Raw genomic sequence first — 22,441 nt, 5'->3', positions numbered from 1 at the left:
CGACCAAAAAAATCAGGCCGCCGATTGAGAGCCTCCGCATCCGATTTCGTCCGCACAGCACTCCGCCGCCAGGAAATCCACCAGCCCGCGCATCGCGTCGAAGTTCGCGTGACAAACGAGGGTCGTGGATTCCCTGATCTGGCTGACGAGCCCGACCGCAACCAGAGACTTGATGTGGTGGGACAGCGTCGATGCCGGGATCTTCAGCTTGTCCTGCAAGCGGCCGACAGGCATGCCGGAGTGTCCTGCCCGAACCAGGACACGATAAATCTGCAGCCGGGTCCGGTTACCCAAAGCTTCCAAGCGCGCCGCTGCGTCGTCGATCTTCATGACGACCATCATGCGCCCGTCCAGACTGGCTGTCAACTGTATTTCTAGAATATTCGAAATACCGTAGGTCGCGGGCGACATTCGAAGTGGAGTGATCTATTTCAGGTGTCTGCTGGCGCTCTTCGCGTCAGCGACGTTCCTGTCGCTGATGCGACAGAAAACTATCACTTGTTCGTTCTCGGCGCGTTGTCGTTCGCCTGCGCATGGATCGGTCGCTCCGCGCTCAGCCTGATATCGACTGCTCGGAATTCGATGGCTTAGTCATTCGAGCGCATGAACCCAAGGTCAGCAGCGTTACCGCGAACGGGCTAGCTTGACCTGCTTCTGGCCTGCGGTCGACGCCACCGCGGGCTTTGGACGACGTCGCTCTGAGACGCTAAGCCGACAAATCGGGGCAGATTGCACAAAGGCAGCCTTCGACCCAACAGCGACTTGAGCACTTGGTGTATTCTTACCCAAATGAGTAAGTTGAGCGCCTCGCCGCTGTCCTTGCCGCCGTCGAAAGTCCTTTGAACCAGTACGACTTGCGCTACTTTACCGGTACCACCGGCCAGGCTTTGCCGTAGGCGTCGGTGGCTGAGAGACCGAGCGTGCTCCCGCCTGCAGCTGCAACGGGGAGCGCAGCCAATGCCGCACCAAAAACTCATTGAGCGTTTGCTTGCAGTCAGCAGACTGTCGAATGGCGAGCAGAAAGCGCTGGTTGGTTTGCCGTACGCCGTGCGCGATCTGGCCGACGGAGACATTGCAGTGCATCAGGGTGATCGCGCCTCCTGCTGCACCGTATTAATGACCGGCTTCCTGTCGCGGCAACGGGTCATTTCAGAACGAAATCAGATATCGGCATTTTACGTGCCCGGCGATATCCCGGATCTTCACAGTTTGCATGTACCGATCATGGATCACGATCTGTGCAGCACGGGCCCGTCGACGATCGCCACCGTAAGCCACCTTGCGCTGAGGCAGGTCTTACGGGATTTCCCTGCACTCGCCTACGCTCTCTGGGGAGAGACCGTTATCCAAGCGGCAATCTATCGAAACTGGGTGGAGAACCTCGGGGCACGCGCTGCCCTTCCGCGCGTTGCCCATTTACTCTGCGAACTTGCAACGCGACTGCAGCAGGTCGGCTTGGCAACCGGTGGCAGAATGAACTTGCCATTCACACAAGCTGACTTTGCCGATGCTTGCGGCCTTTCGACCGTGCACGTCAATCGCACAATCCAGGAACTACGACGTCGGCGCTTGATCGACTGGCAAAGCCAAACGCTGGAATTGCTGGAGCGTGCAGAGCTGGAATTCATTGCGGAGTTCAATCAAGACTATTTGCTTGGAAGATCGAAGCTCGCGTCGGACTAAAGCGCCATGAGATTGGGTTGAATCGTCATCTCGCTTTAGCTCTTTGTTTGAGCATGATCTCCGCGCAAACGCGTTCCGCGTTTGTCGCGAGGGAAAAACGTTTCGCACTTTTCCGGATCATGCTCTAGCGACGAAGACGGCCCTGTCCGACCGGATTAGTGCACAGCAACGGACTGCCATTGTGTTATGCTTGGATCGCCAGCCGGATCGCCCGCGCTGCGAGGTTGATATCTTTTGCTAGATCGGCACCGTCAGGAGCTGTCGATGACATCCATTGACGAACGGCTTCTCGAAAGCAAGATGACCCAGATCGAGCAGGCCAGGGCCTGGAGTCCGCGGGTCATTTCCAAGTTTGAAACCCTGATCCGGAGCGGCGACGAGGTCAGCATCTTCCGCGCTAACCCCTTGGCGTTCGCTCGGGATCGCGGCGTGGCTGAGCCGGAAGCGATCGACCTGTTCCTCCACGCCGCTCGCGCCGGACTGGTCGACCTGCATTGGGACATTCTATGCCCCCATTCCGGGCTGGTGCTGGAAAGCTTCGGCAAGCTGCGAGCACTCCGGAGTCATTTCGTCTGCGGGCTGTGCGATATCGACGGTCAGACGGACCTCGACGACTTTATCCAAGCTTCCTTCTGCGTCTCGCCGCAAGTACGGCGCCTCGCATTGCACGACGTTGACAACCTCTCGATCGAAGACCTGCATTGGAAGCTGAAATTTGCCGACAGCGGGCGGCTGCCCGGCGGACAAACCCGATTTGTTGATGTTCTGCGCACCCTCGTGCGCGGCATGACATATCTGCCACCAGGCGTGACCACGACCCTGCAGACCGAGATTAACCCCGGCGCCCTCTCAGGCGTTAACGTCCAGACGCAGGCTGGCTTTGCACTTCCAGTCGCGGACTCCTCGGTACCCCCGCCCGGCACTCCGACAGTCATTCGCATCACCTACGATGGGCAACGCTTCACATCCGCTGTTTCGGCTGTGCCGTCGGGACGTGCCGTCTTCGAGATCAGCAATACGGGCACGAAGCGCGGCTCGGTGCTCCTGATTAACTGGCCACCTGAGATCGTAGCTATGCCAGAGAAGCCGACACTCGAGTTTGACCCCTACGTGTCTGGCGGCATGCTGCTGACGCGGCAGACTTTCCGCAAGCTCTTCCGCTCCGAGCGGGTGGACGAGGAGGAAGGCCTCGGCGTCCGGCAGGTGACCCTCCTGTTCACCGACCTGAAGGGCTCGACCGCTCTTTACGAGCATCTCGGAGATCTCAACGCCTATGCGCTGGTCAGGGAACATTTCGCTCTGCTCGACGCAGTCGCCCAACGGCATGCTGGCGCTATCGTGAAGACCATTGGAGATGCCGTCATGGCTGCGTTCTCCCGGCCGGCAGACGCAGTCGCAGCGGCGCTCCAAATGCTGCAAGGAATCGGCCAGTTCAACTTCGAGCGAGACCAGCCCGCCATCATCCTCAAAATGGGCGCACATTGCGGGCCATCCATCGCGGTGACCCTCAATGAAAATCTCGACTATTTCGGCCAAACGGTGAACATAGCGGCGCGGGTGCAGTCGTTCGCGGATGCCGGTGAAATCTGTCTGACGGAAGCGCTCTACACGGCGCCTGATGTCCGCCAGCTGCTGACGGGACACGACGTCGAGGAGTTCGATGCGCCACTGCGCGGCGTGGAAGGTAACGCACGAGTCTATCGCATCACCGGTCGATCGTAGCCAATCACTCGACTCAAATTTGACGTCCGCGCGAGGGCTGCATGAGCGTTGCACGCACCGCCATGGTGCGGCATCCGGGTCCAGAGCCTTCGTTGCGGCCGACGGGACGCGCGAATTCGGATCCGTGAAAGAGCCCGCAACGATTCCTAGCGCTCTTCATCCCGGTGGCTTCCCTTTGTAGGGCGCGATGGTCCGCGTCACGGTCGGCATGATCATGAACCGCGGTGCCGTCAATGAACACCTGCCGAGGAACCGCACGAAGGTCAATGCGTCTGCTCTGGGGGGCCGAGGTCCTGTCTGCGCTTCAGCGAGACGCGGGTCTATATGGCGCTCCTCATGGCAGACATCTGCAGCTTCGGTTCCTATCAAGGAAACAGGCAACATGGATCAGCCACTTCCCAAGACCGCGGCGCTCTACCGCATGGTGACGCCCGAGCACATTTGCCCCTTCGGCCTCAAATCGCTCGATCTGCTGCAGCGGGAGGGCTTCGCGGTCGAGGACCATCAACTGAAGAGCAGAGCCGAAACAGACGCCTTCATGGCATCTCAGCACGTCGATACGACGCCGCAGACATTCATCGATGGCCGTCGCGTCGGCGGCTACGACGACCTGCGCCGATACTTCCATAAACCCGTGGCCGATCCCAACGCGACGAGCTACCAGCCTGTGATCGCGGTCTTCGCCACGGCACTCGCGATGGCACTGGCGGCGAGCTGGGCAGCCATGGGCACAGTGATGACGGTTCGCGCAGGGGAATGGTTCATCGCCTTCAGCATGTGCATTCTCGCGATCCTGAAACTGCAGAATCTGGACACGTTCTCGAACATGTTTCTCGGCTACGACCTCCTGGCGCAGCGCGTCGTCCGCTATGCCTATCTCTATCCGTTCGGCGAAGCGATTTCAGGCGTGTTCATGATCGCGGGCGGTCCTTTCAAGTGGATCGCGATCCCGATCGCACTCTTCATCGGCGGAATCGGAGCCATCTCGGTCTTCAAGGCAGTTTATATCGACCGGCGCGAGCTCAAATGCGCCTGTGTCGGAGGCAGCAGCAGCGTGCCCCTCGGCTTCGTCTCGCTCACCGAGAACCTGATGATGGTGGCGATGGCGATCTGGATGGCGGTCCGTTAGGAACTGTGTTCCGGCTCTGCCTTCGCCGCGGGCTGACGAGTTCCCGGATTTCTGCGGGCTCTTCTGCCCCCGGGAGGCCTCGATAACCGATAGAATGATACCGCTGAGGAACAACTTGACATTTGTTAAGTTGACCTCGCGCCATCGCAGCGGGGCGCGTAATGTCAGAAGACGATCTATCCAGCAAGGCAGAGCGAGCCCTCGTGACGATCGCACTGAGCACCGCGATGCTCATCATGTGCCTCGGATCCCTGCTGTACAGATAAGCCTCTGCTTCGTCTCATCCTACCGCTCCTCGGTCGGATGCACCCATTTGTACGGCGTGATGCTCCGCGTTTGCGTGAGCTTGATCATGTGGACGCGCGGCGCCGACCGGCCCTTGCAACATGAGCGGCACTTCAGCGAAGCCTCCAGCTTCCAGATCGGCGTATCGCGGGGACGGCGGATCGCATCGAGCGGCAGGCTCGCGCGCGACTTGCACCTGACGCACTCGACCTCGAGCCAGCCCATGCCGCCGTTGAGGCACTGCCCGATGGTCGGCGAGGGCTGCGCGGGACCGCCGTAACCTTCCATGCGCACCGACCAGGCTTCGGCCTCGGCACGATCGGCCTCGCGCACCGCCTTCTTCGCCTCCGCGCGCGCATGCTTGGCGGAAATCTCCGCCCCCATGATGCGGCCGCTCCAGATGACCTCACGTGATTTGGTGCTCATGCCGCGATCAAAGCAATGTGAACGCGCGTTGGCAAATTATCGATTGCTGGTAGGTCGGATCCGGAGGCCGCCACTGCCTATCGTGGGTGTGGACAACTGACGCAGTGGCGACATCGCCGTGACCTAAAGCGCGATGAGATTGGGGTGACTCGTCATCGCGCTTTAGCTCTTTATTTGAGCATGATCCCCGCGCAAACGCGTTCCGCTGATGTCGCGAGGGAAAACCGTTTCACACTTTTCCGGATCATGCTCGAGGGATAGGTCTATTCGGCCGCCTGCGCGGCCTGCACGGGACGATCGTCATGAAGAGCCGGCCGCTCCCCCGGAGGAAGCCCCCGCCCTTTCACCAGGCCGAAGATGGCGGGGATCACAACGAGCGTCAGCAGCGTCGACGACATCATACCGCCGATCATCGGCACCGCAATGCGTTGCATGATTTCCGATCCGGCCCCGGTGCTCCACATGATCGGCAGCAGACCGGCCATGATGGCGACCACCGTCATCATCTTGGGCCGCACCCGTTCGACCGCGCCCACCATGATGGCCTCATGGAGATCGTGGCGCGTCAACGGCCTTCCCTCGGTGCTGCACGCGGCCTTCACCTCTTCCAGCGCATGATCGAGATAGATCAGCATCACGACCCCGGTCTCGGCGGCAACGCCGGCGAGCGCGATGAAACCGACAGCGACGGCGACTGACAAATTGAAGCCGAGCCACCACATCATCCAGATGCCGCCGACCAGCGCGAACGGCAGCGACAGCATCACGATCAGGGTCTCGGTCATGGCGCGGAAATTCAGGTAGAGCAGCAGGAAGATGATCGTCAGCGTCACCGGCACCACGATTCTGAGCCGGGCCGCGGCGCGCTGGAGATATTCATATTGCCCGCTCCAGACCACGTAATAGCCGGCGGGAAACCGGATGCTTTCCGTCACGGCGCGCTGCGCGTCAGCGACGTAGCTGCCGATGTCGCGATCCCTGATGTCGACATAGATGTAGGTCGCGAGCTGACCGTTCTCGGTCCGGATCGAGGTCGGACCGCGCGCGGGCTCGACATTGGCCACCTCGCCGAGCGGCACGGCGCCGCCCGCTTGCATGGGCACCAGGATATCGCTGGCGATGGCTTTCGGGTTGTCTCTGAGGTCGCGCGGATAGCGCATGTTCACCGTGAAGCGCTGCCGTCCCTCCACCGTGGTGGTGACCGTCTGACCGCCGAGCGCAGCCGCGATGGTGTCCTGGACGTCCTGGATCAGGAGGCCGTAACGGGCGAGTGCCTCGCGGTCGGGGACGATCTCGAGATAATAGCCGCCAATGCCGCGCTCGGCGTAGGCGGACGACGTGCCTGATACGGTCTTGATGACGCGTTCGATCTGCTTGGCCAGCCGGTCGATCTCGGCGAGATCAGTGCCCATCACCTTGATGCCGACAGGCGTGCGGATGCCGGTGGAGAGCATGTCGATGCGCGCCTTGATCGGCATGGTCCAGGCGTTGGAGACGCCGGGAAACTGCAGGGCCTTGTCCATCTCGGCGATCAGGCCGTCGACGGTGACGCCGGCGCGCCATTGCTGCTTCGGCTTCAGATTGACGACGGTCTCGAACATCTCGGTCGGCGCCGGGTCGGTCGCAGTCGCAGCGCGTCCCGCCTTGCCGTAGACCGAAGCGACCTCGGGAAACGATTTGATGATGCGATCCTGCATCTGCATCAGCTCGGCCGCCTTGGTGACGGAGATGCCGGGCAGCGTCGTCGGCATGTAGAGCAGCGTGCCCTCGTTCAGGTTTGGCATGAACTCGGTGCCGAGCTGGCGCGCCGGCCAGATCGTGACGGCGAGAACGGCGACGGAAGCCAGGATCACCAGCGTCTTGGCGTGCAGCACACCTTTGATGACGGGGCGATAGATCCAGATCAGAACGCGGTTGATGATGTTCCTGCTCTCCGGGACAATCCGGCCGCGGACGAAGATCACCATCAGCGCCGGCACCAATGTCACCGACAGAAGCGCCGCCGCCGCCATCGAAAAGGTCTTCGTGAACGCCAGCGGGCTGAACAGCCGCCCCTCCTGCGATTCCAGGGTGAAGATCGGCATGAACGACACCGTGATGATCAGCAGGCTGAAGAACAGCGCCGGGCCGACCTCGGATGCGGCGTCGATCAGGACCTGGATGCGCCGCTGATCGGGCCTGGCACGTTCGAGATGCTTGTGGGCGTTCTCGATCATGACGATGGCGGCATCCACCATCGCGCCGATCGCGATCGCGATGCCACCCAAGCTCATGATGTTGGAGCCGAGTCCAAGCAGCTTCATGGCGCCGAAGGCCATCAGCACGCCCACGGGCAGCATCAGGATCGCGACCAGGGCGCTGCGGACATGCAACAGGAACACGATGCACACCAGGGCGACGACGACGCTCTCCTCGAACAAGGTGTGCTTGAGCGTATCGATCGCCGCATAGATCAGATTGGACCGATCATAGACCGGCACGATCTCGACCGATTTCGGCAGGCTGCTCGCGATCTCCTTGAAGCGTTTCCTGACGTTTTCGATGACGTCGAGGGCGTTGACGCCGAACCGCTGCAGCACGATGCCGCTGGCGACCTCGCCCTCGCCGTTCAGCTCGGCGATGCCTCGCCGCTCGTCGGGGCCAAGCTCGACAGCAGCGACGTCCCGCAGCAGCACCGGCGTGCCGCCAGAGGTCTTCAGGACGATATTGCCGAGATCGTTGATGCTCTTGATGTAGCCCCTGCCGCGGATGACGTATTCGAACTCGGAAAGCTCGACGGTGCGGCCGCCGACATCGGCATTGCTGGCACGGATCGCCTCACGGATTTTTGCCATGCTGATGCCACGGTCGCGCATGCGCTGCGGGTCGAGCACCACGTTGTACTGCTTGACAAAGCCGCCGATGCTGGCGACCTCGGCAACGCCTTCGGCCTTGGCCAGCGCAAACTTCAAATTCCAGTCCTGGATCGTGCGCGTGTCCGCAAGGTTCAGCTCCTTGGACATCACGGCATATTGGTAGACCCAGCCGACGCCGGTCGCATCGGGCCCGATGGTCGGCGTGACGCCGGCGGGAAGCCTGGACGACGCGCCATTGAGGAATTCCATCACGCGCGAGCGTGCCCAATAGATGTCTGTGCCATCCTCGAAGATCACGTAGACGAACGACACGCCGAAGAAGGAGAAGCCGCGCACCACCTTCGATTTCGGCACAGTCAGCATCGCCGTCGTCAGCGGATAGGTGACCTGGTCCTCGATCACCTGCGGCGCCTGGCCGGGATATTCGGTGTAGACGATAACCTGCGTATCGGAGAGATCGGGGATCGCATCCAGCGGAAGATGAACCAGCGCATAGAATCCGGCGGCGACCGCAAAACCAGTGCCGAACAAGACGAGCAGCAGATTGCGCGCCGACCAGGCGATGATGCGGGCGATCATTTGCGATCTCCCATCGCGCCGGCGTCAAACCCCTTCAGCGCCGCCTTCAGATTGCTTTCCGCATCGATCAGGAAGGTGGCGGAGGTGACGACCGCCTCGCCATCCGCAAGCCCTTCCCGCACTTCGATATAGCCGCCACCGCGACGGCCGAGCGTGACCTGCCGCGGCTCGAAGCGCCCCTCCCCCTTGTCGACGAGGACGGCTTGCCGGCTGCCGGTGTCGAGCACCGAACTGTCGGGCACCGCCAGGACGGGCGCGGCGTCCGCGGTGTCGATGTCGGCATCGACATACATGTCCGGCAGCAGCATCGCATCGGGATTGGCAAGCTCGATCCTGACACGAACGGTGCGGGTGTCGCGATTGACCTGCGGATAGACGATCGCGATCTTTCCGGTGAACGTCCGGCCGGGAAAGCTGCGCGCGCGGACCGCCACCGATTGCCCGACGGCGATAGTGCCGAGATCGCGCTCGGCCACATCGACCAGCGCCCAGACCATCGAGGTGTCCGCGATGCGGAACAGCACATCGCCGGGATTGGCGCGCATACCTTCGACGGCGTTGCGTTCCAGCACGATCCCGTCGCGCGGCGCCGACCAGCCGATGGTGACCGGCGCTGTCCGCGTCCTCTCCATCTCCGCGATGACAGGCTCCGGCACATCGAGATTGACGAGCCGCTGGCGCGAACCGCGGCCATACATCTCGACACCGCCGACCACCTTGGAGGTGATCGTCGCAAGATATTCCGCAGCGGCCGACGCGACGGCCGAGCTGTAGATGTCCATCAGCGGCTGCCCGGCCTTGACGCGGGTGCCGGTGGTGACGTCGGCGACCTTCTGCACAAAGCTCTCGGCGCGCATCGCGATGACCGAGACGCGGCGCTCATCGAGCTGGATCGTGCCGGGCGCCTTCACCGAGACGCGGATCGCGCGCCGTTCGACCGGCTCGGACTTCACGCCCGTGCGCTGGATCTTGCCGGGCGACAGCCTCACGGTGCCGTCGTCGGTGTCCTCGCCTTCGTAGACGGGGATGTAGTCCATCCCCATCGAATCCTTCTTCGGCATCGGCGAGGTGTCGGGCAGGCCCATGGGATTGCGGTAATAGAGGATCTTCCGCGAGGAAAGCGCCTGCTGCGGCGGCTTCGCCTGCGATGCCGTCGTCCGATCGTCGTCGTAGACCGGCAGATAGTCCCGCCCGCGGTCATCCTTGTTCGGACCCGATGACCAGAGTGGCGCGCCGCTGGGATCGCGATAATAGAGCGGCGTTCGGTCCGCGGCCGATGCCCTCGCGGCAAACTCCCCGTTCGAATAGCCCTCAGCGATCAAGCCAAGGCCAGAGCCCAGCGCAACAGCCGTCAGAAGACGCAGCGTTTTCATGGCGTGTCTTTCGCGCACCCGGGAGCGCGCGTCCGTGTGAATGGAGAGGGACTATCGGGCGCCGCCTCGCAGCGCCCGATGGTTCACTTGGTCGCCGTGACGATCACCTTGCCGGTGACGGTCTCAGCTTCGCCCTGCACCTTCGCGGACAGCGTCATCTGGTAGCGGCCGGGCATCGGCAGGTCCGTCCTGAAGGCGTACACGCCCGGCTCCTTCGACGGCAGCGGCGCAACCGCCGACTCCATCTCGGCCATGCCGTCGGGCGCCATATCGACGCGGGTCTTGAAAATGACCGCATCTGGGACCTGTTTGCCGGTCTGCTTGTTGATCAGGCGAACGGCGAGCGTGACGTCGTCGCCCTTCTTCATCTCCGCTTTGATGGGCTCGAACGTGTAGTCGCCCGCGCCCGCCGTCGCGGCGGAAGCGGCAAGCGAAACGGTGGCGGCGAGAGCCGCGGTCTTGAATTTCGAAAGCATCTTCTGTCCTCATGAATTGATCTTCCGCCGTGGCGCATGGCGCGCGCACGTCAGTCATCGTCGCGAGCAGCGGTCATCGAAAGCAGGCTTGCCGCTCACGTCTCAGGCTTTGCGGGATCAGATTCGAGGAGGCCGAAAGGGAGGACTGCCGCCACGGTAAGAGGCGACCTGATCCTCAGGAAGGACCATCTTGCCGGCGACGGCAGCGAGATATGCAAAGGCGACCGGCCTGATGTCAGCGAGCATGATGATCCCGCCGACGCAGCAGAAGCCCATACCGCATTTGGCGCCGCCGGCATGAGAGCCCGTTTTCTTCATGTCGGGACAGCAATCGTCCATCGACATGTCGGCATCGCCGCTCATGTGCATGGTTGTCTGCATGTCGTCCGACGACATCGCGATGCTAGACGCGGACGCGCCAACCGGCAGCATCGCCAAGGATACGGCGATAGCGAAGGCCAGCATGGTACGGACAAACTGCATCGAAAACGACGTGCCTCTCGGGCCGGGACCACGGCCTCAGTACCATATCCGGGTCGGGAAACCAGTCATTGATTATGATCAAGGGTTCGTGACCGAGGCGTCAGGATATCGCGGTGCGTCTTTGCGCTCATACAAAACCGCCCCTGAGGTTCTCCTTCGATATGGAAGGTAACGCGTGGGCGGAGCTGGCGTTCCGGTATTGCGAATCCTGTGACCTGGGAACGCAAGGGCCTATCCTGCGTTACGGACCAAATGAGCCAGGTCCGACGAAGAATACGGCAGGAAAAGACGTTGAGCGAAAGGCTCGCTGACGCTGCGCGCGAAGCCCGCGCGCAGGCGCGGCTTCTGCCGGATGGACAATTGCGCGATGTTCTCCTGGAAAAGGCTCGCCAGTACGAAGCGCAAATACCGCTCAATGCATTTCTGGGACAGCGCTGATCAATCCGAACTGCCGTACTTATGGCCGGTCTCATCGCCGATAAGAATCAGCCCCCGACGCCCCCGACCAGTCGCGGCGGGCAGCCTGTGCGCGCCCTCTCGACTGCCTGAGCGCGCAGCCATTCGCGAAAGCTGACGATCTCCGGGCAATCTGCGGTGCCCTCGGGTGCGATCAGCCAATCGCCGAGCCCTGTCCCCTCCGCGATCCTGTTACAGCGATAACCAGGGTGATGACCGAGGCTGCGGGCGATCAAGAGATCTACCTTGCCCTCGACCAGCTCATGCAGGCCGGCAGGCTGCAGCACGCGCAAGCCAATCTCCGCATGCGCACTCCGAAATGCCGCCAGATCAAGTCTGCGCAGATCAAGGCTGGCGTGGACGCCCAGCTGCAACAGCACCGCACCTTCAGGCTTCAATTGCGAGGTCGCGTCCGCGATGTGGCGAAAGCCTTCGGACACCCCGGGCAGATAGGCCTGACCTGCCGCGGTCAGAATGAGTTGCTTATGTAGCCGCTCGAACAGCTGCACGCCGAGGCGCGCCTCCAGCGCCTTGACCTGCTGCCCGACGGCGGCTGCCGTCACGTGCAGTTCGTGCGCGGCCAGCTTGAAGCTGAGATGGCGCGCGGCGGCCTCAAAGGCGCGGAGCGCGTTGAGTGGCGGAAGGGCGTAGGTCATGGCGCATCAGTTTGACACCGATGGGCCGACTTCTTGCAATAGATTTTCTTGCGCTGAACTGCAGGAATGATGCTTTGCACCGCAGTGATGTCGCCGGATACGGTCGGTCCGCAACATCAGGAGGTCCCTTATGGCCGAGATCCATCCCTTCTACGAGGCCCATCGCGATGACATGGAATCCGCAATGCGCCAGCGCCTCGACCTGGCCGAGCCGATGCTGCGCGAGCGCGCGCATTTGTCCGACGTCGACGCTGTCAGGCAGAAGGTGATGGACGAGTTCGCAATCGTGCTGACCCAGATGCCCTATGTCGGCGGCGCCGCCAGCCGCATGAGCGATTTCTTCATGCGCCTCACCGGCTTCATGGCCATCAGCCGCGTGCTGCGCCGGCGCGGCGTGCCGGTGACCGTGATCGGCGAGATCGAGCGGCAGACCTACAAGGCACAGCTGCTCACTCAACCGGAGGCGGAACGCCTCGCCGCGGGAGATCACTTCATGTCGGCGGAGAACCAGATATTGCTGCGCGAGCAGGCGGCGAGAAGCGTCACAGAAAGCCACCAGGCCGAATTTCCGGAGGATTTTGTCTACGATTTCGTCGAGCCGGCCCCGAATGACAGTTTTGAATTCGGCATCAATTATCGGGCCTGTGGCTTCTGCAAGTTCGCAGGCCGCCATGGCGACAGGGAGATCCTGCCCAACATTTGCGGGCTTGATTTCGACGCCTATGCCACCCGTGGCATCCGCCTGGAACGGACGCAAACGCTGGCCGGCGGCGCGAGCCATTGCAATTTCCGCTTCTCGCGATTGCAACGTGACTGATGACTAGCACGGAACCGGCCTCGCGCGAGCTGCGCTAATTCGTGCCGCAGCGGCAGTTCTCGTAGTCCACGGGATCGTGGCTGTTGAAGATCGTGACGCGCTTGCCATGGTTCAGCTTCAGCTCGCGCAGGCGCGCCTGGTTGGCGATGCGGGCGTTGCGGTCCATATCCACCTTGCGCTGGAAATAGCGGAGCATCAGCGGCGCGCGCGGCGATGCGTCGAGCTGGCCGTGATGGAAATAGCTGTCGCCGGCATGCAATAGCCAGGCGTCGCCGGAGCGGACCGCGATGCCGCAATGACCAAGCGTGTGGCCGGCGAGCGGGATCATCAGGATATCAGCATCGCGGTCGCCAAGCGCGCGCACGCCCTTGAAGCCGAACCAGTCTTCGCCGGTCTCGCCGTAGAAACTCCAGCTCGGCCCGTGGCTCCATTGGCCCGTGACGTAACGCCCTTCGGGCGGTGCCGGCTTGCGCAACACGGCCACGTCGTATTCGGCGCGATGGACGTGGATCGCAGCATGGGGAAAGTCGGGCACGCCGCCGGCGTGGTCGCGATCGAGATGCGTCAGCAGCACGTGGCGCACATCATGGGGTGAATAGCCGAGTGCCCTCACCTGCTGCACCGCCGTCTCGGCCGGATCGAGCCTCGGCGCCGTCTGGCGCAGCCAACGCCGCCCGAGCCTTTCGGGCGCGGCGATATCGCCGAGCCCGATGCCGGTGTCGACCAGCGCGAGGCCGCCATTGGTTTCGATCAGCAGGCAATGGCAGACCATGCGGGCGCGCTGGAACAGGCCGCCGGTGCCGTTCACGAGCCGACCGCCCATGGGGCACATCGTGCCGGTGTTGAGGTGATGGATCTTCATGGATGACGCTCGCCTGTTGTGGACAGCGCCTTCTTGTCATCCTCCAATCCATAGGTAAAATATCTGATATTGATGGTATCTCTAGGCCTATCCTATGGACATCCGCGAGCTCCGCTACTTCGCCGCCGTCTATCGCGAACGCAACCTCACGGCCGCGGCGCGCACCTGCTTCGTGTCGCAGCCGTCGATCTCGACCGCGATCACCAATCTGGAGGCCGAGCTCGGCACCACGCTGTTCATCCGGCACAAGAAGGGCGTCGCGCCGACGGCCTCGGCCGAGCAGTTTCACACCGTCGCCCGCCGCATCATCGACGAGGCCGACGCCGCGCGAAAGCTGTTCCGCAAGCCCAGCACCAAGACCTCCGTCACGCTGGGCCTGATGCGGACGCTCGACGTCCCCAGGACGATCGCGCTGCTGAAGCCGCTGACGGCGCGCAGCGACATCGCGCTCCGACTCGTCGGCAGCGACGAACGTGCGGATGCACGGATCATCTCGAAAAGCATGCTGCGCGAGGAGGAGCATTTCGTCCCGCTCTGGAGCGAGCGCTATGTCGCGGCGCTGCCGGCCTCGCATCCGCTGACGCTGAAGGAGAAGCTGCGCGCCGCCGATCTCGCCGACGTGCCGATGATCGACCGCTGCCATTGCGAGCAGAGCGCGTTCTTCGGCCGGGCGGCGCAGCGGCGCCAATCTGCGGCGATCGCGCAATCGGAAGACTGGGCGATGGCGCTGGTCGCGGCCGGCGTCGGCGTCGCCATCATCCCGGAAGGCGTGGCGAAAGGCGTTTCCGATGTCGCCATCAGGCCGATCGAAGTGAAGATCAAGCGCGAGGTCGGGCTCGCCTATCGCGCATCCGTGCCACTGGCGGACGCGTTGAAGGATTTTGTCGGGAAGCTGCAGCGCGGGCGCGCAAAGCCCCGCAACCAGTCCAGCCGCCGGCGCAACCAGCAATAACTATCCGAGCAAGCCCTTCAGGCCGGCATAGATCGAGCCCACCGCGGTCGCGGCGACGCCGGCCAGCGGGCCGATGGTCTGCATCAGGTCCTGAATCAGGCGGGCGCGGCGGCGGAGCTGTTCCTCGCCAACATGCTGCCCGAGCAGGCGCGCCATCTTGAAGGCGAACGCATTGGGCTTGCCGCCCTGGCCCAGGACGCGCGGCAAGACCTGAAAGATCACGACCCCCAATATGTTTCCGGACACGAAGGCGAGCAGGATGCTCGCGCCGTATTCGAACACTTCGCGCCACTCGACCCACACCGTCGGCAGGATCGGAACGTCGTCGTGGAATCCGGTCACCGTCAGCATCGCCTGGATGCTGAGGCTGGCGAGCAGCAGCGCCAGCACGAACGCCCCCCATGTCGAGACCCGATGCAGGGGATAGGCTGCGAACCCGAACAGCAGCGGGATGACGATCGAGGCGATGCGGAGCGGAATTGGCGACAGATTGAAGGTGATGGTGACCAGAACATGCGCGAGCGTGAGCAGGACGGACGGAATGACGACGTAGAGAACGGCATGCGTCCCGTAATAGCGCAGCGGATTCTTGTAGCGCTCGAGCCGGACATTGACGCGATCGAGATCGCGCCTCAGCCTGTCCAGCTCGGCGACGATGTCGTCGATCTCCAGCAGCGTCGGTCTCACCACGCGCAGATCGCGCGAGCAGTGCTTGCACGCGATGGCCTCGTCCTTGATCGTCTCGGCGCAGAATGGACACTCCATCGTCAGCGCGACGTCCTGCGCCGCATGATGGTCTCGATCTCGTCTCTGGCGCGCGCCAGCTCATCGCGCAGCTGGTCGCGCTTGCGCAGGAGATCGTCGCGCTCGGCAATCAGTGTCGCGGGCACGGCGATGTCGCGCGAGCAGGACGCACAGACCAGCGCGCGATCGGCATTCTCGGCCTGGCAGTAGGGACACATCACTTGGGTGCGACCTTGAGGGTGAAGATGGCCGTGCCGGGCCGCCCGTCACTGTCCTTGATATCGACCCGCATGGTGTAATCGCCGGGCGGCAATTCCGCGTCCAGTATGTTGATGCCGTCGGCCTGGACGAACGGCTTGATGCGGGGCGTCAGATCGACGTTCGGCGTGCGCAGGAAGATCACCTTGACCGAATCAGGATCGATCTTGGCGCCGCCGAACGACTCGAATTTCAGCTGCAGCTTCAAGGGAGAGGCGACGGACTCTCCGGGCGAGACGAACTCCACCTTGGGACCGCGCAGGATGCCGCGCCGGTCCGCCGCGACCGCGCCCTTCGGTGGCGGCAGCTTGGCCTCCTCTTCAGTGATCAATTGCGTCGCCCGCGAGGCTCCCGAAAACAAAAGACCTGCCGCAACCAGCCCCAGCAAGAAATTCCGCGTCATTGTTCTTCCCAACCTTCCGGTGTCAATCATCGCACGCCGCCATCACCGATGATCGTATAGGGCGCCCAGAACAGCGGGTGCGCGTAGGCGAACTCGGTCTTGCCCTCGCCGTTCAGGTAACCGGGACCATCGACCAGAGCCATCATTGCCTGCCGCAGCGCTTCGCTCCGCGACAGTTTTGGATCGTCGGCCTGCCGCTTGAATAGATCGGTCACGAGCTGGCGGGCCGATTGCGAATGCACCGACCAGTTGGTCACCAGCAGCGCGCGCGTTCCCGCATAGAAGAATGCACGGCCAAGGCCGGAGGCGGCCTCCGCGCCGGCGCCTGCACCGGCGCCGGTGTTGCAGGCAGACAGGATCACCCAGTCGGCGTCGAGCTTCAGGCCGAGGATCTCCTCCATGGTGAGGAGGCCGTCTCCGCCCTCGCCCGTCACCGCCGGCGACGACAAGGCAAGAGCGGGCTGCGTCAGACCGTTGAGCTCGCCCGGCACGAGACCGTGGGTAGCGAACGCCAGAATCCTGAAGCCGGAGAGATTCATCGTCTTCACGGCGCTCTCGGTCGCATTCTTGCCGAGGAACAGCACCTTCGAGGGATCTGCCTGCAGGGCCAGCGCGATCGATTTGAGCTCGTCGGCCGTATCAGGGAGACGCGGCAAGAGCCCGAGCTCGGCGCTGTCGACGCCTTCGAGCTTCGGGCTGCTGCGACGCTTCAGCGGCATGCCGCGGGTGACGTTGCCGCCGACATCGGCGACCTGCACCTTGCCGTCGGCGCTTTCTGCCTCGGCCTGCTGATCCTTGTTGAAATAGGGATCGCCGAACGCCACAAGATCGCCGCGGCCGGGCTTGCCGGGCGGCAGCTGCCGCAGCGTGCGCAGGGCCGCAGCCGACGGCACCGTCGACACGGCATGGGTCCGCGCCAGCCAGGGCACGTTGCGATAGCCGACGAACAGCGGATCCTCCTCGGCCGCTACCTCCGCCGCTGCGGTCGGCAGCAGCGACAGCGGCAGCAGGCCGAGGGCGCCGTTGGTCACCACGATCAGGTTCTTGGCGGGCTTCCATCCGCTCTCGACCGGTTTCAGCAACAGCTCGTAGAGCTCGTAACCGAGCTTCAGGTCGAATGGCGGAATGTCCGAGATCATTGCCGCCTGCGGCTCCAGCGCCTCGCGCAGCTTGCGGACCTTGGTCTCGATGTCGCCGCCCCTGGCATTGACGGCGGCAAAGGCCACCGGGCCCGATTTCGGCACAGCCCAGACGAAGCTGCCGTTCTGGCCGAAATAGAACGACAACATCGCTTCGTTGTCCGACAAGGTCGCGCGGATCTCGGCAACGCTCGGCGGCTTCGGCGAAACCAGATCGGCATAAACAGGGAATTTCTGCTTGATCTCCTGGCGCGCCTTGTCGCGTTCACCGCGCAAGGCCGTGATCGACGCCTGGATCTGCTGCGCGCCCTTCTCGTCGCGCTCCGCCGAGGGAATGGCGAGGACGTTGTTGAGGGTGCCGAACTGGGCGTTGACCTGTTTTGTCAGATCCTGCTCCTTGCGCACGAGCTCGGCGAGCGCGGGATCCTTGGCGGCGGCACGCGCGCTTGAGGCCGCGAGCGCCTGCTGCACGGAGCGGCCACGGATGGCATCGGCAAGACTGAACGTCTCCTCGCCCACGGCGCCGCTGGTACCCTCGGCCCGCGCCAGCAGCAGCAGGTAACTCTCGACGATGGCCTGCAGCCGCTGGCTGCGCGCGGCCACTACGGTCGTGTTCTCGTCGTCGGCGTTCTCGTTCGCGTTCGCCATCATGATCGGAATGGCGGCCTTGAACTCCCTGATGGCGTCGGCATCGCGCCGTGCGCGCATCAGGCCGATCGCCAGGGTGCCACGCGCCGACGCCGCATCGAAATGGTTCTCGCCGACCCGCCCGACCTGCTTCTTGACCAGTTGCTCGGCGGCGGCGATGCCGGCGTCGAGCTGGCCGGAATTGTAGAGCGCGAGGATGCGCGCCGGATTGAGCTCGATGACCTGGCGGCGCTGCGGATCCCAATTGGCGACCGCCTTGTCGATCCGCGCAAACATGTCGCTGGCTTCGGCATTGTTGCGCCGCAGGTTGAGAATACCGGCGAGCTGCGACAGCAGCTGCACGGTCGCTTGCGAGTCTTCCGGCACGCCGACCGTCTTGTTGATCTCCAGCGCGACGCGGCCGAGCTGCTCCGCTTCCTCGTAACGGCCCTCATCGACCAGGATGCCGGCCAATCCCATCACATAACGCGGCATCACCGGATTGTACTTGCCAGTGTCCTTCAGGCGCGACAACAGCGCCCGGCGCGCGTCGACCTCGGCTTCGGCGAGCCTGCCCTGCCGCGCCTTCATGCGCGCCTGGCTCAGAACCAGATAGTCGATGGTCTGCAAGACGACGGTTTCAGCGGGAGGATTGTCCGACTCCATCACGGCCTTCATGCCGGCGCGCTTGCGCTGCTCGGCCAGACGATAGGAGGCTTCGGCTTCCTTGAACTGCCCGCGCGCCTCGAAGATCATGGCGCGGGTGCCCTCGATTTCACCCTCCCAATTCTGCCCCATCTTCGCATAGGAGGCGCGCCATCCGGGAAGGCCGCTGGTGCGAGCCTCCTGGATCCCGGCGAGGCTGCGGCGCAGATAGGCTTCGGCCTGCGGGATGTCGCCCATTTGAATGAGAATGCCTGCGATCGAGCGATTGGCGTTGAACAGATACCCCTTCGCGCCCGGCGCAGTGGCGACCTCGCGCAACTGCCTCTGCATGATCTCGAATGCGCGCTTCGGATCGCCGGCGTTCGAATATTGCAGGGCGGCAAGCTGTGTCAGCCGACCCATCATGTTTGCGCTGATGGCGCCGCGTCCGACCTCGATGGCCTTGTTGGCGTCAGCGATGGCTTCGGCAAGCCGTCCGAGCTGGGCGCGCGCATTGGCACGATCGAAATAGAACTGGGCGAGATCCTCGCGGGACTCCTTGCCCGTGGGCGTCGAATCCGCGTCCGCCTTCAGCTCCGCAATCAGCTTCTCGTTCGGCTTTTCGCTGTCGAGGATCGCGGTGATGTCGGAGATGGTGCGCGGCGGCGCGATGAAGTCCTTGGGCAGCGCAGTCCCCGGCGCCAGCTTGGGCGCCTCTTCCTTCGGTACCTCGACCGCGACATTGGCGCGGCCGTTGGCGGCATTGAGCGCCGCCATCACGCAGGCTTTGACCTGCGGCGAGGCCTTGGCGCGGCATGCTTCCCGATCGGCACCGCCGCCCGCATGCATGCAGGCCTGCACGATCGGCTTGCCGACGGTCATCCTGCAATTCTCGATCGCCGCCTCCTTGGTCAGCGCGGCAGCCGTCCCGGTCGATCCCAGGAGAACGGCGAGGACCAGCACTTTTCGCGGCAGGGGAACTTCCAGACGGCTCTTGACCGGACTCGCGGCGTTGAGGCTCATCGCGAAGGACCTTTGAGTGAAATCACTTGAAGAAACGAGCTGATCCTACCCCTATTGCGCGACAGGACAATCACCAATCGGTAGGGTGGCGGAATGCTTAAGAGGGGTGGCGGCAGCCGTGGGCACCGGTTCCCCGGGCGGACGTGCCAGCAGGGGCGGCGCGGGTTGATCGCGCGGATTGTCGGGCTGCTCGTGCCCGGACGGCGGCCGCGGCCCCGCGCTCAGCCCTTCGAGACGACCGCGCGGCCGTAAGGCGGCTGCGAGATGACAGGCGGATTGGCGGTTTGCGCGGCGAGTTCGCCGATCAGGCGGTCGGCGTCGGCGGCCATGCCGTCTGGCGCCTGGATCACCAGCCGCTCCAGCGCCCAGCGATAGGACGAGACGCGCTGCTCGAGGCTTTGCTGCACCCACTGGACGATCAGCGAGTTCTCCTGCATGCGCGCGACGGCGTCCGCCTTTTCCCGTGGCGACAGCGCGGAGACGCGCGCCATGCTGGCGTCCCGCCTCCTGTCGAGATCGATGACGCGGATCGCGCAGGCAAAGAACGGCTCGAAGCGGGTGATGTCGTTGCGCACGTCCTCGATCAGCTGCGCATAGCGCGAGGCGTGCGAGCGATGCGGCTCGTCGATCAGCGTACGGCCGTACATGGTGCGGTCGAACACCACCTTCTGGCGCCACGGTGCCGGCAGGGCCTTGTAATCGCCGAACACGCTCTTCCAGGCCGGCCGGGACAGCGGCGGCTCGATCATGGGATAGGCGAGGTCGCGAAGCTGGCGTTCCTCGTCGGTCAACTGGAATTGGGAGGACTTCAGGCCGAGGCTGCCGGTGGCCTCAAGGCCGAGCCAGCTGTGCATATCGTCGCTGCGCATGTCGGCGCGGGTGCGGCCGAAATCACCGCCGCTGCAGCCAGCGAGCGCGGTGCCCAGGGCTGCGAACAGAATGGCCGATCGAATGGTGCGGATCTGATGGATGGAGCCCGGCATTGCAAAAGCCGCAATTCAGCGGCGGCGGCGGCGGCGCCCCGGCGCGGTGCCCTGCTCCGGTCCACGGTCGCCGCTGGTTTCGTCGCTGTCGCGCTCGATGCGGATGACGGGAAGGATCAGGATCGTTCCCATGTCCGCGCGCGGTGTGACGTCCCCCGACGAGCCCACCCGGCGACCGGCCGGAAATTCGATGATGGTCCCCATGTCAGCTCTCTCGACTGCCGCGCGACCGAACGCGCCCCGGCAACATGGGGGTCATTAGGATCAGTTTATGGTTAACGGGGTGTAAACGCGGCTCTCGGACCGTAACCGCACGGACCGTTGCCCTCGCCGCCGTCCCGCAGCGAGACGAGATGGCTAAAATTGAGCGGGTTTGCTTCACATTTCGTTTTCCTTAAGCAACCTTTAAAGGAACCCTTGATAGGCTGTGACGACAGTTCTTCCGAAGTTGCGTACGCCTCCATGACCAAGTCGCTGTTTCCCGGATTCGACGGGCTGATGACACTCTCCCGCCGCGAGGGCGTCGATGTTCGCCCCACCCTGCTGCGCGTGTTGACCGATCTCTATGTCCAGGCCAGCACCCACACCGAGGACGAGCAGCGTCAATTCATCGAGCTTGCGACGCGGCTGATCGATCAGGTCGACGACGCGACGCGCGCGGCCGTCAAGGCGAAGCTTGCGATCTATCCGCACACGCCCGTGCCCGTACTGCAAAAGCTCGGCCTGGTCGCGGCGCAGGAAGGCCGCCGCGTGCCGCTCGCGCGCACAATCCCGGAAGCTGCGCTTGGCCCCTCGCCCGCCCGCACGCCGACGGACACGGAAGGGCGCATGGCCGCCAACATGGCGATGCAGCCGAAGGAAGCGGCCGAGATCCACGACATGTTCTTCGGCGCCGATGCGAGCCAGCGCGCGCTGATGCTGCAAAACCTGGCGCAGACGCCGCTGAAGGCCGCGCCGCGGATTCCGACCGTGCATGCCAAGCGCGCGATCCAGGTCCTGGAGATGGCGGCGATCGCGGGCGATGTCGACAGCTTCACCTACGAGCTCGGCGACACCCTGATCCTGCCCTCGCGCGTCGCAACTGAGATCGTCGAGGATGCCGGCGGCGAGGCGCTGGCGGTTGCCGCGCGCGCGCTCGACATGCCGAGCCCGAACTTCCAGCGCATCCTGCTGTTCTTCAAGCCCGCGATCGGCACCTCCGTGAACGAGGTCTATCGGCTGTCGCGGCTCTATGACCGCATCAGCGACCGCTCGGCGCTGGTGATGCTCGCAGCCTGGCGCGGCTCGACGCTCGCCGTCACGCGCACGAAATATCAGCCGTCGCTGCATGACAGCGACCGGCAGCGCGCACGCGGCGCGTCCAGCCCGTCGCGGCCGAGCGTGCAGCCCGGATCGAGCCCGGCGGTGCGCACGGGTTCTAGCGGATCAGAACGCTAAACTTTCCACGTCGTCATTGCGAGCGCAGCGAAGCAATGACGGTGAGGATGGATCAGGTCTTCGCCAATTCCAGAAAGTGCCGCCCGGCGCGGTCTTCGGTCTCGACGATCCAGGCATCCGGATCGAAGCGGAGCTCCTTGGTCAGGCGTTCTTCGACGGCAGACTCAGGCACAGGCTGCGGCGCAATCGGCACGAAGAAGCGATCGACCGGGCGGCCGTCGTCATAAGAGGTCTGCGGAGCCGGCACGTAAAGCATCGCGTTGCCGTCGAGCAGCGACACCTTGACGAACACCGCGCCCGCCTCCTCGGCGCCGCGATGGCGCACCGCGCCGAACACGCCCTCGGTCTGGCACCGGCGCAAGTAGGCTGAGACCCAGATATTCGATTTCAAACGCATGGGCGCACGATAGGCCAGTGCTGCAAGCAGC

General features: G+C 63.7%; 21 protein-coding genes. 6 read left to right on the top strand and 15 right to left on the bottom strand.

Translation table 11 applies throughout. The features are described 5' to 3' along the window. Positions 1–12: 12 nt before the first annotated feature. Positions 13–330 (bottom strand): helix-turn-helix transcriptional regulator, encoded by a 318-nt coding sequence (locus tag HYH07_RS18545; RefSeq protein ID WP_220003865.1) that lies wholly within the window; start codon positions 328–330, stop codon positions 13–15. Between the two features lie 627 nt (positions 331–957). On the opposite strand from HYH07_RS18545, the gene HYH07_RS18540 reads away from it, so the two are divergent. The 3 genes from HYH07_RS18540 to HYH07_RS18530 all read left to right on the top strand — a co-directional run bounded on the left by HYH07_RS18540 (position 958) and on the right by HYH07_RS18530 (position 4,534). Beyond that, positions 958–1,683 (top strand): Crp/Fnr family transcriptional regulator, encoded by a 726-nt coding sequence (locus HYH07_RS18540; RefSeq protein WP_220003832.1) that lies wholly within the window; start codon positions 958–960, stop codon positions 1,681–1,683. A 264-nt stretch (positions 1,684–1,947) separates the two neighbouring features. After that, positions 1,948–3,405 carry an adenylate/guanylate cyclase domain-containing protein gene (locus HYH07_RS18535; RefSeq protein ID WP_220003831.1) on the top strand — a complete coding sequence of 486 codons (1,458 nt, stop codon included), beginning with the start codon at positions 1,948–1,950 and terminating at the stop codon, positions 3,403–3,405. Positions 3,406–3,787: 382 nt separating this feature from the next. Beyond that, positions 3,788–4,534 carry a MauE/DoxX family redox-associated membrane protein gene (locus HYH07_RS18530; protein ID WP_220003864.1) on the top strand — a complete coding sequence of 249 codons (747 nt, stop codon included), beginning with the start codon at positions 3,788–3,790 and terminating at the stop codon, positions 4,532–4,534. A gap of 285 nt (positions 4,535–4,819) precedes the next feature. Here HYH07_RS18530 and HYH07_RS18525 read toward each other — a convergent pair whose 3' ends face one another. The 6 genes from HYH07_RS18525 to HYH07_RS18500 form a co-directional block, all read right to left on the bottom strand. After that, complete coding sequence (locus HYH07_RS18525; protein ID WP_220003830.1) at positions 4,820–5,245, bottom strand: hypothetical protein; 426 nt, start codon at positions 5,243–5,245, stop codon at positions 4,820–4,822. A gap of 263 nt (positions 5,246–5,508) precedes the next feature. Then, positions 5,509–8,679, bottom strand: coding sequence for an efflux RND transporter permease subunit (locus HYH07_RS18520; RefSeq protein WP_220003829.1), 3,171 nt, complete (start codon positions 8,677–8,679; stop codon positions 5,509–5,511). Continuing rightward, positions 8,676–10,052 (bottom strand): efflux RND transporter periplasmic adaptor subunit, encoded by a 1,377-nt coding sequence (locus HYH07_RS18515; RefSeq protein ID WP_220003828.1) that lies wholly within the window; start codon positions 10,050–10,052, stop codon positions 8,676–8,678. Before HYH07_RS18515 ends, HYH07_RS18520 begins: the two co-directional genes overlap by 4 nt. Positions 10,053–10,135: 83 nt before the next feature. Continuing rightward, positions 10,136–10,528 (bottom strand): FixH family protein, encoded by a 393-nt coding sequence (locus HYH07_RS18510; RefSeq protein WP_220003827.1) that lies wholly within the window; start codon positions 10,526–10,528, stop codon positions 10,136–10,138. A 117-nt stretch (positions 10,529–10,645) separates the two neighbouring features. Beyond that, positions 10,646–11,011 (bottom strand): hypothetical protein, encoded by a 366-nt coding sequence (locus HYH07_RS18505; RefSeq protein ID WP_220003826.1) that lies wholly within the window; start codon positions 11,009–11,011, stop codon positions 10,646–10,648. Positions 11,012–11,496: 485 nt separating this feature from the next. After that, complete coding sequence (locus tag HYH07_RS18500; protein ID WP_220003825.1) at positions 11,497–12,123, bottom strand: LysR family transcriptional regulator; 627 nt, start codon at positions 12,121–12,123, stop codon at positions 11,497–11,499. Between the two features lie 130 nt (positions 12,124–12,253). On the opposite strand from HYH07_RS18500, the gene HYH07_RS18495 reads away from it, so the two are divergent. After that, positions 12,254–12,940 (top strand): L-2-amino-thiazoline-4-carboxylic acid hydrolase, encoded by a 687-nt coding sequence (locus tag HYH07_RS18495; protein WP_220003824.1) that lies wholly within the window; start codon positions 12,254–12,256, stop codon positions 12,938–12,940. Between the two features lie 34 nt (positions 12,941–12,974). Here the strand turns inward: HYH07_RS18495 and HYH07_RS18490 are convergent, their stop codons facing one another. Further along, positions 12,975–13,802 (bottom strand): MBL fold metallo-hydrolase, encoded by an 828-nt coding sequence (locus HYH07_RS18490; protein WP_220003823.1) that lies wholly within the window; start codon positions 13,800–13,802, stop codon positions 12,975–12,977. A 94-nt stretch (positions 13,803–13,896) separates the two neighbouring features. Between HYH07_RS18490 and HYH07_RS18485 the strand changes: the two genes are divergently transcribed. After that, positions 13,897–14,754 carry a LysR family transcriptional regulator gene (locus HYH07_RS18485; RefSeq protein ID WP_220003822.1) on the top strand — a complete coding sequence of 286 codons (858 nt, stop codon included), beginning with the start codon at positions 13,897–13,899 and terminating at the stop codon, positions 14,752–14,754. Here the strand turns inward: HYH07_RS18485 and HYH07_RS18480 are convergent, their stop codons facing one another. The 6 genes from HYH07_RS18480 to HYH07_RS18455 form a co-directional block, all read right to left on the bottom strand. After that, positions 14,755–15,519 carry a hypothetical protein gene (locus HYH07_RS18480; protein WP_220003821.1) on the bottom strand — a complete coding sequence of 255 codons (765 nt, stop codon included), beginning with the start codon at positions 15,517–15,519 and terminating at the stop codon, positions 14,755–14,757. A 2-nt stretch (positions 15,520–15,521) separates the two neighbouring features. Then, the gene (locus tag HYH07_RS18475) at positions 15,522–15,716 is read right to left on the bottom strand and encodes a hypothetical protein (RefSeq protein ID WP_057753052.1); all 195 of its coding nucleotides are present in this window, start codon (positions 15,714–15,716) and stop codon (positions 15,522–15,524) included. Next, positions 15,716–16,159 carry a hypothetical protein gene (locus HYH07_RS18470; protein WP_220003820.1) on the bottom strand — a complete coding sequence of 148 codons (444 nt, stop codon included), beginning with the start codon at positions 16,157–16,159 and terminating at the stop codon, positions 15,716–15,718. Before HYH07_RS18470 ends, HYH07_RS18475 begins: the two co-directional genes overlap by 1 nt. A gap of 26 nt (positions 16,160–16,185) precedes the next feature. Next, positions 16,186–19,593 carry a CHAT domain-containing protein gene (locus HYH07_RS18465; protein ID WP_220003819.1) on the bottom strand — a complete coding sequence of 1,136 codons (3,408 nt, stop codon included), beginning with the start codon at positions 19,591–19,593 and terminating at the stop codon, positions 16,186–16,188. A 221-nt stretch (positions 19,594–19,814) separates the two neighbouring features. Further along, the gene (locus tag HYH07_RS18460; protein ID WP_220003818.1) at positions 19,815–20,576 is read right to left on the bottom strand and encodes a hypothetical protein; all 762 of its coding nucleotides are present in this window, start codon (positions 20,574–20,576) and stop codon (positions 19,815–19,817) included. 15 nt (positions 20,577–20,591) lie between these two features. Next, a complete protein-coding gene (locus HYH07_RS18455) occupies positions 20,592–20,780 on the bottom strand; it encodes a hypothetical protein (RefSeq protein ID WP_057753048.1) in 189 nt (62 codons plus the stop codon). A gap of 258 nt (positions 20,781–21,038) precedes the next feature. Here HYH07_RS18455 and HYH07_RS18450 point away from each other — a divergent pair, with 258 nt between their 5' ends. Beyond that, positions 21,039–22,013, top strand: a complete 975-nt coding sequence (locus HYH07_RS18450; protein ID WP_220003817.1) for a DUF2336 domain-containing protein — start codon at positions 21,039–21,041, stop codon at positions 22,011–22,013. A 52-nt stretch (positions 22,014–22,065) separates the two neighbouring features. Here HYH07_RS18450 and HYH07_RS18445 read toward each other — a convergent pair whose 3' ends face one another. Then, a complete protein-coding gene (locus HYH07_RS18445; protein ID WP_057753107.1) occupies positions 22,066–22,410 on the bottom strand; it encodes a DUF1491 family protein in 345 nt (114 codons plus the stop codon). Positions 22,411–22,441 lie beyond the last annotated feature (31 nt).

It is taken from the genome of Bradyrhizobium sp. BR 10261, from assembly GCF_019455395.1.
Classification (GTDB): domain Bacteria; phylum Pseudomonadota; class Alphaproteobacteria; order Rhizobiales; family Xanthobacteraceae; genus Bradyrhizobium; species Bradyrhizobium manausense.
Note: the sequence above shows the minus strand (reverse complement) of the source record. Positions and strands in the feature narration are given on the sequence as shown.

What these genes read in the sequence shown, in the direction of transcription:
- HYH07_RS18545 (WP_220003865.1), bottom strand. Translation starts at nt 330, where the DNA reads ATGAAGATCGACGACGCAGCGGCGCGCTTGGAAGCTTTGGGTAACCGG.
- HYH07_RS18540 (WP_220003832.1), top strand. Translation starts at nt 958, where the DNA reads ATGCCGCACCAAAAACTCATTGAGCGTTTGCTTGCAGTCAGCAGACTG.
- HYH07_RS18535 (WP_220003831.1), top strand. Translation starts at nt 1,948, where the DNA reads ATGACATCCATTGACGAACGGCTTCTCGAAAGCAAGATGACCCAGATC.
- HYH07_RS18530 (WP_220003864.1), top strand. Translation starts at nt 3,788, where the DNA reads ATGGATCAGCCACTTCCCAAGACCGCGGCGCTCTACCGCATGGTGACG.
- HYH07_RS18525 (WP_220003830.1), bottom strand. Translation starts at nt 5,245, where the DNA reads ATGAGCACCAAATCACGTGAGGTCATCTGGAGCGGCCGCATCATGGGG.
- HYH07_RS18520 (WP_220003829.1), bottom strand. Translation starts at nt 8,679, where the DNA reads ATGATCGCCCGCATCATCGCCTGGTCGGCGCGCAATCTGCTGCTCGTC.
- HYH07_RS18515 (WP_220003828.1), bottom strand. Translation starts at nt 10,052, where the DNA reads ATGAAAACGCTGCGTCTTCTGACGGCTGTTGCGCTGGGCTCTGGCCTT.
- HYH07_RS18510 (WP_220003827.1), bottom strand. Translation starts at nt 10,528, where the DNA reads ATGCTTTCGAAATTCAAGACCGCGGCTCTCGCCGCCACCGTTTCGCTT.
- HYH07_RS18505 (WP_220003826.1), bottom strand. Translation starts at nt 11,011, where the DNA reads ATGCAGTTTGTCCGTACCATGCTGGCCTTCGCTATCGCCGTATCCTTG.
- HYH07_RS18500 (WP_220003825.1), bottom strand. Translation starts at nt 12,123, where the DNA reads ATGACCTACGCCCTTCCGCCACTCAACGCGCTCCGCGCCTTTGAGGCC.
- HYH07_RS18495 (WP_220003824.1), top strand. Translation starts at nt 12,254, where the DNA reads ATGGCCGAGATCCATCCCTTCTACGAGGCCCATCGCGATGACATGGAA.
- HYH07_RS18490 (WP_220003823.1), bottom strand. Translation starts at nt 13,802, where the DNA reads ATGAAGATCCATCACCTCAACACCGGCACGATGTGCCCCATGGGCGGT.
- HYH07_RS18485 (WP_220003822.1), top strand. Translation starts at nt 13,897, where the DNA reads ATGGACATCCGCGAGCTCCGCTACTTCGCCGCCGTCTATCGCGAACGC.
- HYH07_RS18480 (WP_220003821.1), bottom strand. Translation starts at nt 15,519, where the DNA reads ATGGAGTGTCCATTCTGCGCCGAGACGATCAAGGACGAGGCCATCGCG.
- HYH07_RS18475 (WP_057753052.1), bottom strand. Translation starts at nt 15,716, where the DNA reads ATGTGTCCCTACTGCCAGGCCGAGAATGCCGATCGCGCGCTGGTCTGT.
- HYH07_RS18470 (WP_220003820.1), bottom strand. Translation starts at nt 16,159, where the DNA reads ATGACGCGGAATTTCTTGCTGGGGCTGGTTGCGGCAGGTCTTTTGTTT.
- HYH07_RS18465 (WP_220003819.1), bottom strand. Translation starts at nt 19,593, where the DNA reads ATGAGCCTCAACGCCGCGAGTCCGGTCAAGAGCCGTCTGGAAGTTCCC.
- HYH07_RS18460 (WP_220003818.1), bottom strand. Translation starts at nt 20,576, where the DNA reads ATGCCGGGCTCCATCCATCAGATCCGCACCATTCGATCGGCCATTCTG.
- HYH07_RS18455 (WP_057753048.1), bottom strand. Translation starts at nt 20,780, where the DNA reads ATGGGGACCATCATCGAATTTCCGGCCGGTCGCCGGGTGGGCTCGTCG.
- HYH07_RS18450 (WP_220003817.1), top strand. Translation starts at nt 21,039, where the DNA reads ATGACCAAGTCGCTGTTTCCCGGATTCGACGGGCTGATGACACTCTCC.
- HYH07_RS18445 (WP_057753107.1), bottom strand. Translation starts at nt 22,410, where the DNA reads ATGCGTTTGAAATCGAATATCTGGGTCTCAGCCTACTTGCGCCGGTGC.